At 63.1% G+C, this 11,707-nt stretch carries 8 protein-coding genes and 1 other annotated feature; of the genes, 4 read left to right on the top strand and 4 right to left on the bottom strand.

Going from position 1 to position 11,707, the window contains the following annotated elements; all coding sequences use genetic code 11:
* Nucleotides 1-300 precede the first annotated feature (300 nt).
* Both D460_RS0118395 and uvrB read right to left on the bottom strand, forming a co-directional pair.
* Entirely contained in the window at nucleotides 301-543 is a 243-nt protein-coding gene (locus D460_RS0118395) for a hypothetical protein (protein ID WP_245267766.1), read from the bottom strand.
* 230 nt (nucleotides 544-773) lie between these two features.
* On the bottom strand, nucleotides 774-3,683 hold the full coding sequence (gene uvrB / locus D460_RS0118390) for an excinuclease ABC subunit UvrB (protein WP_026283288.1): 2,910 nt from the start codon (nucleotides 3,681-3,683) through the stop codon (nucleotides 774-776).
* 157 nt (nucleotides 3,684-3,840) lie between these two features.
* Nucleotides 3,841-3,896 (top strand) — a sequence feature (sul1 is cis-regulatory element that is thought to sense ions involved in sulfur or methionine metabolism; They are found in Alphaproteobacteria).
* 72 nt (nucleotides 3,897-3,968) lie between these two features.
* On the opposite strand from uvrB, the gene D460_RS0118385 reads away from it, so the two are divergent.
* Nucleotides 3,969-5,435: a SulP family inorganic anion transporter gene (locus tag D460_RS0118385; RefSeq protein ID WP_018900047.1), complete on the top strand. Its 1,467-nt coding sequence runs from the start codon at nucleotides 3,969-3,971 to the stop codon at nucleotides 5,433-5,435.
* 302 nt (nucleotides 5,436-5,737) lie between these two features.
* On the top strand, nucleotides 5,738-6,514 hold the full coding sequence (locus D460_RS0118380) for an alpha/beta hydrolase (RefSeq protein WP_018900046.1): 777 nt from the start codon (nucleotides 5,738-5,740) through the stop codon (nucleotides 6,512-6,514).
* A gap of 29 nt (nucleotides 6,515-6,543) precedes the next feature.
* Here the strand turns inward: D460_RS0118380 and D460_RS0118375 are convergent, their stop codons facing one another.
* A complete protein-coding gene (locus tag D460_RS0118375) occupies nucleotides 6,544-7,857 on the bottom strand; it encodes a tlde1 domain-containing protein (protein WP_026283287.1) in 1,314 nt (437 codons plus the stop codon).
* 351 nt (nucleotides 7,858-8,208) lie between these two features.
* Here D460_RS0118375 and D460_RS0118370 point away from each other — a divergent pair, with 351 nt between their 5' ends.
* Nucleotides 8,209-9,228, top strand: a complete 1,020-nt coding sequence (locus tag D460_RS0118370) for a methyltransferase (RefSeq protein WP_018900044.1) — start codon at nucleotides 8,209-8,211, stop codon at nucleotides 9,226-9,228.
* Nucleotides 9,229-9,266: 38 nt separating this feature from the next.
* Here D460_RS0118370 and phaC read toward each other — a convergent pair whose 3' ends face one another.
* Nucleotides 9,267-11,099, bottom strand: a complete 1,833-nt coding sequence (phaC, locus tag D460_RS0118365) for a class I poly(R)-hydroxyalkanoic acid synthase (protein WP_018900043.1) — start codon at nucleotides 11,097-11,099, stop codon at nucleotides 9,267-9,269.
* Between the two features lie 152 nt (nucleotides 11,100-11,251).
* Here phaC and D460_RS0118360 point away from each other — a divergent pair, with 152 nt between their 5' ends.
* Complete coding sequence (locus D460_RS0118360; protein ID WP_018900042.1) at nucleotides 11,252-11,668, top strand: hypothetical protein; 417 nt, start codon at nucleotides 11,252-11,254, stop codon at nucleotides 11,666-11,668.
* Nucleotides 11,669-11,707: the final 39 nt, after the last annotated feature.

The following is an 11,707-nucleotide window of genomic DNA, read 5'->3' as shown; positions in this document are numbered from 1 at the left end:
GGACCGTACTTCCCGAATTAGCGTGTTCATTCGTTCTCCGCTCGGGTCCCCTTACATACTGTCCCGACCGTTGACTGGCACCCATCCACTGCGCACGGCAGAGCCGCGACGACAGGCACCTAGGCCGCAAGTGCAACCTCGGCGTGGTCTCCGTGGCGCGCGATCCGCATGGACAGGTCCAGCTTCACGTCCGACGCCATGGCAACCATGGACGCTGCGGCGAATGCGAGGACGCACAAGCCGGTAATTCGACCCAGCGGGGTCAGTTTTTGAGGGCAAGTTCACACATTTCTTCACCTTTCACCCTAGCAGGTTTTTGGCAATGTCAAGCGCTTGCCGCTCGAGGCCGGGCCACCGCTTAAATTGGCTATCTGCTGCTTGGGGACCATCAGAAGATGGCGTATTCACAGCTTCGAGACCAACGGTCAGCTTAACCTCTTCCACTGCGCACGGCAGAGCCGCGACGACAGCCACCTCGGCCGCAAGTGCAACCTCGGCGTGGTCTCCGTGGCGCGCGATCCGCATGGACAGGTCCAGCTTCACGTCCGACGCCATGGCAACCATGGATATAACTATTTAAGTGTGAGAAACCCGATATTTCAAGGTCGGTTGCAGCTTATTCCACGAAAAATCAGAGCAATATTGCTATTCTTAGAGCGAACTATTTATTTCGCTCTCGGGTTGCTCCTAGCCCGTTCCGGGTAGCCTAATTGCAACCTACCAAGCTGCAGCCCGATCTATGCTGTTGCGTGTATTGGATTCCAGCCGCCGACCTACCGCCCCGGCCGCCCCGTCTTGCCCTTCGTCCGCTTCTGCCGTTTCACATCCCCCGCATCCTCATAGCTGCCGACACCCGTCTTGCCGCGCACCAGGGGGCGTGGGTCGTCGCGGTCGGGCTGGCCTTCGAGCAGGGGGGAGAAGCGCTTGGTGCTCTTGGCGGCGTCGGGCTTTTCCGGGAGCTTGCCTGACACGGGCTTTTCCGTGCGGCCGACGGTCATTTCGTCGAGGTCGTTGCGGCGGAAGGTGCGGGACGGGATGGCGGTGTCTGTGCCCGGGCCCATGTCGTCGAGGGTGGGTTTCTGGAAGAGGGAGGTCGAGGTCGTGGCCCCCTCATCCGCCCTGCCGGGCACCTTCTCCCCGCTGGGGAGAAGGGACTCGCGGGTGGCTTTCGCGTTCCGCTTGATGCCTTCCATGGCCTTGGACTCTTCGCGCGCCATCGGGTCGTCCATGACGGCGAGTTCGGCGGCCTTGAGGCGTTTGATTTCGTCGCGCAGGCGCGCAGCCTTTTCGAAGTCGAGGTCGGCGGCGGCGTCGCGCATCTGTTTTTCGAGCGCGTTGAGATGGGTCTGCAGGTTGCCGCCCACGAGGTTGCCGCCGTCTGCGAAGCCCTTGCCTGAGACACCGGAGATGTCGGCGCGGACGTGGTCGCGTTCGTAGACGCTGTCGAGGATGTCGGAGATTTTCGCCTTCACCGATTCCGGGGTGATGCCGTGTTCGGTGTTGTAAACCACCTGCTTTTCGCGGCGGCGGGCGGTTTCGTCCATGGCGCGCTGCATCGAGCCGGTGATGTTGTCGGCATAGAGGATGACCTTGCCGTCGACGTTACGCGCCGCGCGGCCGATGGTCTGTACCAGCGACGTCTCCGAGCGCAGAAAGCCTTCCTTGTCGGCGTCGAGAATGGCGACGAAGCCGCATTCGGGAATGTCGAGGCCTTCGCGCAGAAGGTTGATGCCGACGAGCACGTCGAAAGCACCCAGACGAAGGTCGCGGATGATCTCGATACGCTCCAGCGTGTCGATGTCGGAGTGCATGTAGCGGACGCGCACGCCCTGTTCATGCAGATATTCGGTGAGGTCCTCGGCCATGCGCTTGGTGAGCACGGTGCAGAGCGTGCGGTATCCCTTGGCGGCGGTCTCGCGGATCTCGCCCAGCACGTCGTCGACCTGGCTGCGGGCGGAGCGGACCTCGACCGGCGGGTCGATCAGGCCAGTCGGACGGATCACCTGCTCGGCGAAGACGCCGCCGGACTGGTCGAGTTCCCAGCCGCCCGGGGTGGCCGAGACGGCGACGGTGTCGGGGCGCATCGCGTCCCATTCCTCGAAGCGCAGCGGCCGGTTGTCCATGCAGGACGGCAGGCGGAAGCCGTATTCGGCAAGCGTCGCCTTTCGGCGGAAGTCGCCCCGGTACATGCCGCCGATCTGCGGAATGGTGACGTGGCTTTCGTCGATGAAGAGCAGGGCGTTATCGGGGATATATTCGAACAGGGTCGGCGGCGGCTCGCCGGGGCTGCGGCCGGTGAGATAGCGCGAATAGTTCTCGATGCCTGCGCAGGAGCCGGTCGCTTCCAGCATCTCGACATCGTAGCGGGTGCGCTGTTCCAGGCGCTGGGCTTCGAGCAGGCGGCCGGCCTTTTCGAGCTCGGCGAGGCGCAGGCGCAGCTCTTCCTTGATCGACTTGATGGCGCCGTTCAGCGTCGGGCGCGGGGTGACATAGTGGCTGTTGGCGTAGATCTTCACGCTCTTCAGGTCGCCGGTCTTCTGGCCAGTGAGCGGGTCGAACTCGGTGATGGCGTCGATCTCGTCGCCGAACATCGAGATGCGCCAGGCCGCGTCTTCCAAGTGGGCCGGGAAGATTTCGATCGTGTCGCCGCGAACACGGAAGGAGCCGCGCACGAAGTTGATGTCCTGGCGCTTGTATTGCTGCGCCACGAGGTCGGCCAATAGTTGACGCTGGTCGAGGCGGTCGCCGACTTCCATCTGGAAGGTCATGGCCGTGTAGGTCTCGACCGAGCCGATACCGTAGATGCAGGAGACCGAGGCGACGATGATGCAGTCGTCGCGCTCGAGCAGCGAGCGGGTGGCGGAGTGGCGCATGCGGTCGATCTGTTCGTTGATCGAACTTTCCTTCTCGATGAAGGTATCGGAGCGCGGCACATAGGCTTCCGGCTGGTAGTAATCGTAGTAGGAGACGAAATATTCCACCGCGTTATCGGGGAAGAAGTTCTTGAATTCGCTGTAGAGCTGCGCCGCCAGCGTCTTGTTCGGCGCCAGAATGACGGCCGGGCGCTGGGTGGCCTCGATCACCTTGGCCATGGTGAAGGTCTTACCGGAGCCGGTGACGCCGAGCAGCACCTGGCTGCGGTCGCCATTGTCGAGGCCTTCGACGAGGTCCTTGATCGCCGTCGGCTGGTCGCCGGCAGGTGAATATTCGGAGTTCATGCGGATCTCGATGCCGCCTTCGGATTTCGGCGGCCGGGCCGGGCGATGCGGCGTCCACATCTTGCCGTCCTTGAACAGCGGATTGCCGCTCTCGATCAGCGCCGAAAGCGCTTCCACCGTGGCGGTCACGGCCGTGCCCGCCTTCAGCGCGGCGGCGTCCTCGAGCGAAACGTCGAGGCCGGAGACCGGGTTGAGGCCGGCGGCCGCGCGCGTCTTCGGGTCGGTCGACCCGCCCATGGACGTGCCCCTCGCGGATTTGGACGCGGCGATCTCCACCTTCTTGCGATGCTTGCCGGCCTTGGAGGCGATCTGCCGTTGCGTCTCGACACCGGATGCCTCGGCATCGGCCTCCAGCTGCTTCACCCAATCGGCGACGGAACCCTCTAGGGGCGCGCCTTCGAATGCGGATTGGGGAGCTTCCTCGAAACCATCGGGGGCGGGGGACTTTTTCGGAGATTTGGCCATGGCCGGAATATGGAGAGAGTCAGCGCGAAATGGAAGAGGCAAAGAGTACAAAAGGGAAACGGATTTTGCAGCGTCCGACGCTGGATGTCTGTGGTCATCAAATGGCTTGGTGATATTGCATCGCGGCAAAAATGCGGTTTATAACGGTTCCACTCACCACGGACCCGGTGAAACTCCGGGTGGCTCTTCTGGCCGCCGATCCGCCAGACAACGCAAAACCTGCACGCCATATTTCGACCGCCCGTCTGGGGCGCGTTGGGCCACGCTTTGCGAGATATCACCAACATGCACGTATCCTCCTTCCGCCGGGATTGGTTCTCCAATCCGACCCGCGAAATGCTTGCCGGCGCCGTCGCCACCTTCGCGCTGATCCCCGAGGTCATCGCCTTCTCCTTCGTCGCAGGCGTCGATCCGCAGGTCGGCCTCTTCGCCTCCTTCGTCATCGGCATCGTCATCGCCTTCACCGGCGGCCGCCCGGCGATGATCTCGGCCGCCGCCGGCTCCGTGGCGCTGGTCGCGGCACCGCTGGTGCATGCCCACGGGCTGCCCTACCTCTTCGCCGCCGGCCTGCTTGCGGGCGTCATCCAGGTGGTGTTCGGCCTGCTGCGCCTCGGCGTGCTGATGCGCTTCGTGTCGAAATCGGTGCGCACCGGCTTCGTCAACGCGCTGGCGATCCTGATCTTCGGCGCCCAGCTGCCGCATATCATCGGCGGTGACTGGATTGCCTATGCCATGCTGGCCGCCGGTCTCGCGGTGATCTACATCGCGCCGCGCATCACCACCGCCATCCCGTCACCGCTGATCTGCATCCTGCTGCTCACCCTTGCCTCCGTCGGCCTGCATCTGCCGGTATTGACCGTCGCCGATCTCGGCAAGCTGCCGGATTCGCTGCCGATCTTCGCCTGGCCGCAGGTGCCGCTAAACCTGGAGACGCTTGAGATCATCGCCGGTCCGGCGCTGGCGATTGCCATGGTCGGCCTGCTGGAATCGATGATGACGGCAAGCGTCGTCGACGATCTCACCGACACGACGAGCGACAAGAACCGCGAATGCGCCGGCCTCGGCATCGCCAACGCCGCCGCCAGCCTGTTCGGCGGCATCGCGGGCTGCGGCATGATCGGCCAGACGGTCAGCAACGTGAAGTACGGCGGTCGCGGCCGTCTCTCGACGCTGTTCGCCGGCGCGCTGCTGTTGATCCTCATGGTGCTCTTGAAGCCATGGGTCTCGCAGGTGCCCGTTGCGGCATTGGTCGCGATCATGGTCATGGTGTCGATCGACACCTTCGACTGGTCCTCGGTCAAGACCATGGTGGTGCATCCGAAGACCTCGAGCATCGTCATGCTGGCGACCGTTATCGTCACCGTCTTCACTGCCAACCTGGCGCTTGGCGTCACCGTCGGCGTGCTGCTCAGCGGCGTCTTCTTCACCTTCAAGGTCGCCAAGCTGCTGTCGATCCGCAAGGACACGGACGAGGCCGGCGAGCGCATCGACTACCATGTAACCGGCCAGGTCTTCTTCGCCTCCGCCGACGTCTTCATCGACGCCTTCGATATCGCCGATGCCGAGGGCATGGCGGTGACGATCGATCTCACCCACGCGCATTTCTGGGACATCACCGCCGTGGCAGCGCTGGACCGCGTGGTGCAGCGCTTCAAGGCGCACGGCGTTTCCGTCGAGGTAAACGGCCTCAACGAGGCGAGCGCGACCCTGATCGGCCGGCTCGACAATGCGCCGAGCCTGAAGGAAATCTGAGCGCTTAAAGTCGTCCTGCCGCGCACCCGACCTGTAACAAAACCGCCGACACCGGCGTATACGGGTCGCGTCAGGACAATCAGGCATAAACGACATGCCTGAACGAGGGGCATCCTCACCTGCGCCAGCCGGCGATCGTGTCTTGGCTGCAGGTCTTGGCCAAGGCACGGCGACACCATCAGTGGTGTTGTGACGGTGCCCGGAAGAGAACCAGCAGGCCGATGCAGATCGACCGGTGCCGGTCATGCGCGGGATCACAGCCTGCCGCAGGGTCGGATGGATCAAAGCCGAAGGTAAAGACCATGATGATCAACAGACGGACTTTCTCGACAGCGCTTCTCGCCGGCGCTGCCGCTTCCCTGATTTCCACACGCGGCATGGCCGCGATGATGCAGCCCGCCAAGGCGCGCAACATCGTTCTGGCCCACGGGCTGTTCGCCGACGGTTCCTGCTGGACGGAGGTGATCGCGCGCCTGCAGGCCGCCGGTTTCAACGCCACTGCCGTGCAGAACCCGCTGACCACGTTGCCGGAGGCCGTCGCGTCGGTCCAGAAGGTGCTGGATCGCCAGGATGGCCCGACTGTCCTCGTCGGCCACTCCTTCTCCGGCATGCTGGTCACGGAGGCCGGCGTGCATCCCAAGGTGTCGGCGCTCGTCTATGTCGCCGCCCGCGCCCCCGATGCGGACGAGGACTATACGGCGCTGGCAAAGACCTATCCCACTCCGCCTGCCTCGGCCGGGATTGTGTTCGATGGCGATGAAGGACGTCTGAGTGAGGAGGCATTCCTGCGCGATTTCGCCGGCGATCTGCCGGAGGCGAAGGCCAAGGTGCTCTATGCCGTGCAGGAGCCGTTCCACAAGGCGTTGCTGACCGGCAAGACCACGCAGGCGGCGTGGCGTTCGAAGCCGAGCTGGTATGCGGTGTCGACGGAGGATCGGACGATCAATCCGGATCTGGAGCGCTTCATGGCCAAGCGCATGGGCGCCAAGACCATCGAGCTCAAATCCAGCCACCTGTCCATGATCTCGCATCCCGACGAGATCACGCAGATGATCATCGAGGCCGCCGGCGGCCGCTGAGTTATGTTGTGAGAGCAGGCGTCGCGGTCTTAGGACCGCGACGAGAACAGCGAGGCGAAGGTGGAGCGCGGCTTGTCGGGCATGCTTTCGACAACGACCAGCTGGCGAATGTCGCCGCGCTTGAAGGCGGCGAGGAAGCGCTTGTAGTCCTTGAAGGAGACGCAGCCGTTGGAGTCGCCGCGTGCGCCGAGCATGTAGGTGTGGGCGAGCAGGCCAACGCGGTTGAAGATGTTGCCGGCGCCGCCGACCGGGTTGAGGCGGATCGCCTCGACGCCGTGGAACAGGCTTTCGCGCATTGTCAGCTGGTAGGTATGCGGCGGGGTCGGGCCGCGCATCTTCTCGCGAACATATTTCGGATTGTCGCGCATCTTGCCGAGGCCGGAATGGGCTTCGAGGCGTTCGCCGTTGGGCAGGTAGACCATACTCGCGGAGATGTCATAGACGGCGACGCCGGCGCGGGCGACAGGGCTTGCCTGGCGCTTCGGCACGACGGGGATTTCGCCTTCGTCGTCACCGATATCAGGCCGTGCATAGGCGAGCACCGGTTCCGCAGGGCGGCTGGCGCGGTCGTTTGCCGGCGCGCGCTTGGTCATGCCGTCGGGACGGGCCATAGGCAGTGGTACGGAATTGTTGTCGTTGAGAACGAGGCCGAAGGCGTTGCCGGCGTCGTCGCCCTTGCTGGCGTCGCTTTCGACATCGACGCTCGCCACTTCGACAGCTGCGGGCTTCGCGGGAATGGAAGCGGGCGCGGTGACGGCAACGCGGGCCTGCTGTTCATTCGAAGCGGCCTTCGGCATGGCGGCAAGCGCGAGAAGGGCAGGGCCTTCGAGTGCGGCGATCTCCGCCTTGGACGGGATGACGATGCGATCGGACGAGCTGGCGCTGGCGACCTGAGGGGCTGCGGCAACGGCGTCGTCCTTGACCTTCGACGGCTGCGCGGCGGCAACGACGGTGCGCGCCGGCAGGGCGTCAGCAATAACGGGACCGGATGTGCCGACGAAAGCGGCGCGCAGAACGTCAGGCGTCAGCAGGCGATCACGCTTCGACGACCGGTTCTCGGCCGTCAGCGGCTGCAGGCGGGAGAACTTGCTCACGTGAATATTGCGCTCTTTGGGAGCGGCCGCGGCGGTGTGCTGCACGAGCGCGATATCGCCGATGGCGTTCTTGTAGGGTGCGGGAGCGACGGCGTGCATCGTCGCGATCGACGTCACGACCCATGCCGAGGCAGCAAAACTAGCACCGATGAGACCCGCCCCGGACATAAGGCGGAATGAGCGACTGAAACGAGAAATGGACGTACCTACTGGCCTGGTATTGGCAAACACATCGACCGCAAACGCCATAACACTCGTCTTTCACAACTCGTTACTAAGGCCGGCGGTACAGATAGATGGATACTTCTTCGCCGGGGCCGGTAATGGAGCAACAGGGCCAAAATGCGGCCTGTTGCTTATTTCCGGTTGGCTCAGATGATGCCGAATTATGGTAACCAAACCCTTTACGGCGGCGGCGCCTGTTTCGAAATTCCTCACCTTGTCTGCTAACCATATTGATCTTGTTCGATTTTTTCTAATGTTCCTCGGCCTCCGCCGGGCAATGTGACCTATGTCGCCGTTTTGACATAAATATTAGCGGGAAAAGATATTGCTTATGTGCTATGAAAAGGCATCGAAGGCTTCCGAGGGGAAACGCCAATGTCTTCGGCACAAACCGCACCTGTTAACGAGATTTCGCCGGCTTTGCTTGTCGATGCGATGTTCGCCGTCCGCAAGACGGCCGCAATCAAGGCGGCGATAGAGCTCGACCTCTTCACCGTCATCGGAAGCGGCCAGACGGCAAAAGCGGCGGCATCCGAGATGCGATGTGCCGAGCGCGGCGTCCGCATTCTCTGCGACTATCTCGTCGTCGCCGGCTTCCTCGGCAAGAGCGGCGACGTCTACGCGCTGACACCATCGAGCGCCGTGTTCCTCGATCGCCATTCGCCCGCCTATATGGGCTCGGCGATCGATTTCATCGCGGCACCGCAGATGCTCTCGCTCTTTCTGACCGACCCCGCCGCCTGCGTGCGCAATGGCGGCGCCGAAGGGCTGGCGAACCTCTCGGCGGATAATCCCGTCTGGGTGCGCTTCGCCCGCGCCATGGGCGCCTTTACCGGCGGGGCGGGCAGGACGCTTGCCGCCGACGTCGCGGCATGGCCGCAGCCACCCTCAAAGGTGCTCGATATCGCCGCCGGCCCCGGCTATTTCGGCATCGAGATCGCTAGGGCCATTCCGCGGGCGCGGATCGTCGCGCTCGACTGGAAGCCGGTGCTGGAGCTGACGCGGGAGAATGCGACGGCGGCTGGTGTGGCCGGTCGTTTCAGCTTCATCGCAGGCAGCGCCTTCGATGTCGATTGGGGCAGCGACTACGATCTCATCATGCTGCCGAACTTCCTGCATCACTTCGATATCGCCGGCTGCGCGGAACTGCTGAAGAAGGCACGCCCAAGCCTGAGCGCCAATGGCAAGCTGATCGCCGTCGAGTTCGTCCCCAACGAGGACCGCGTCTCCCCCGACTTCCCTGCCGCCTTCGCCTTCGAAATGCTGGCGACGACACCGAAAGGCGACGCCTATACGGCGTCCAACCTGCGCGAGATGGCCTCGATGGCGGGCTTCCGCGACATATCAATCAGCCCGCTGCCGCCATCGCCGGCGAGCGTGATTGTGTTCGAGTAGATTGACGTCACCGATCGGTGACGGCGCATAAGCACCGCTCAGGCCTTCTCCAGCACATAACTGCCCGGCGCTTCCTCGAGCGCGTTGAGCGCGTCGCCACCTGGCTTGCGGGCGGCTACCCGCTTGCCGTCCTTGGCCTCGATCCAGGCCTGCCAGTGCGGCCACCAGGAGCCGGCCGCTTCCTCGGCGTCGATGAGCCAGTCTTCGTATTCGCCCTTGGCCGGTCCGCCGGTCCAATACTGGTATTTCTTCTTGTCCGGCGGGTTGACCACGCCGGCGATGTGGCCGGAGCCGGCGAGCACGAAATCGACCTTGCCGCCGAAGAACTGGCTGCCGAGGAACACCGATTTCGCCGGCGCGATATGGTCCTCACGGGTGGCGAGATTGTAGATCGGGATTTTGACGCTCTTCAGCGATACCGCCTGGCCGTCGAGCACCATCTCGCCCTTGGTCAGCGCGTTCTTCAGATAGCAGTTGCGCAGATAGAAGGCGTGGTTGGCGGCTGCCATGCGTGTCGAGTCGGCGTTCCAGAACAGGAGGTCGAAGGCCATCGGCTCCTGGCCCTTGAGATAATTGTTGACGAAGTAGGGCCAGATGAGCTCGGAGGCGCGCAGCATGTTGAAAGCGGTCGCCATCTTCGAGCCGTCGAGATAGCCGGTCACGTTCATGTAGTTCTCAAGCCGCGTCAGCTGTTCCTCGTCGACGAACACCTTGAGGTCGCCTGCGTGGGTGAAATCGACCTGGGTGGTGAACAGCGTCGCGGAGCGGATGCGCTTGTTCTTCTCCTTGGCGTGCAGCGCAAGCGTTGCGGCCAGCAGCGTGCCGCCGACGCAATAGCCGATGGCGTTGACGTCCTTCTCTCCGGTCGCCTTCTCGATGGTCTCAAGCGCGAAATCGATCCCTTCGCGCGCATAGGCCGCCCAATCCTTGGCCGCATGGCGCGCATCCGGATTGACCCAGGAGATGACGAACACCGTCTGCCCCTGATCGACGCACCACTTGATGAAGCTTTTCTGCGGATTGAGGTCGAGAATGTAGAACTTGTTGATCCAGGGCGGGCAGATGAGGAGAGGGCGCTTCAGCACCGTCTCGGTCGTCGGCTCGTACTGGATGATCTGGCAGATCTCGTTCTGGGCGATCACCTTGCCCGGCGTCAGCGCCATGTCGCGGCCGACGGCGAACTTGGTCATGTCGGTCTGTCGAAGCTTCAGGTCGCCATGGCCGGCCACGATGTCCTCGGCCAGCATCTTCATGCCCCGCACCAGATTTTCACCGCTGCTCGCGATTGTCTCGCGATAGAGCTGCGGATTGGTGGCGACGAAATTGGTCGGCGAGATCGCCGCCGTGATCTGCCTGACGTAGAAGTTGGCCTTCTGCCGCGTGTGCTCGTCCAGCCCCTCGGTCTCGGTCACGAGTTTTTCTGCCCAGTCCGCGGTAATGAAATAGGCCTGCTTCAGGAATTCGAAGAAGGGGTTTTTCTCCCAGTCCTGATCGGCGAAGCGCTTGTCCTTGCGATCGGGTTCCGGCTCGAGCGATTCGCCCTGCATGCGCTGCATCGAGCGCATCCAAACGCCGAAAAAGCTGGTCATCAGCTTGGTCTGCGCATCGAAGGCGCGGCGCGGATCGGAGATCCAGTATTCGCTGACCTTGGAGAGCGTCTTGACCATGTCGGTGACGGGGTCGGCGGTGTTTTCGCGGATCTCGCCGCTTTCGCGCGGGCCAAGCCAGGCGGACGCCGCTTTCCCCAGGTTTTCCAGGGCGCGGGCGAAGTTCAGCGCCAGCGTTTCCGGGTCCTTCAGCATGTAAGGATCGAAATCCTTTGCCTCGAAGCCCGGGCCCTTATCGCTCTTGTCCTGGTTGCTGTCGGTCACGCGGTTCCTCCGGCGGCAGCATCTCTATCCAAATCAAGTTGTATCCGCTCGGATCAAGAAAACAAGTTCCGCAGACATGCCTTCATGCTATTGCTTTGTGCAGGCTGCGAATTTAACAAGTCGAAGCAGCTTAAGGATTTGGAACCTCTGGCATGACCAACACAGGCATTCGTACCATCGCAAACGTCACCCGCATCGCCCTTATCGGCGCCGCCGCGGCCATGGCGCTTGCCGGATGCATGCGAACGCCGGAAGAAAAGGCCGAGATCGCCGCCAGGCGAGCGGCCCCGACGGCCGTGGTCATGAATGCCACCAAGGGCGAGGCGCCGACCGAAAGCGGTCTGTCGCACTATCGCGATGGCTATCCAGGCTTCGGCGCGCCGCTGACCGCCGCCAACGTTCAGATGAACGACGAGGAAGCGTCCGGCCTGCAGCAGAAGCTGACGGCGCTGAGCAACCGGCGCAAGGCGGGCACTATCTCGGAAGCCGAATACCAGCGCCGCGTTGCGGAATACCGCAAGCTCGCCGAAGACCACGGCCCGGAAACGCTGTCCGAAATCACCAAATAAGGCCTTGCCTTCTCTGGCGTTTGCAAGCAAAGCCTTCCG

This window comes from Rhizobium sp. 2MFCol3.1 (assembly GCF_000377565.1).
Lineage (GTDB): Bacteria > Pseudomonadota > Alphaproteobacteria > Rhizobiales > Rhizobiaceae > Rhizobium.
Note: the sequence above shows the minus strand (reverse complement) of the source record. Positions and strands in the feature narration are given on the sequence as shown.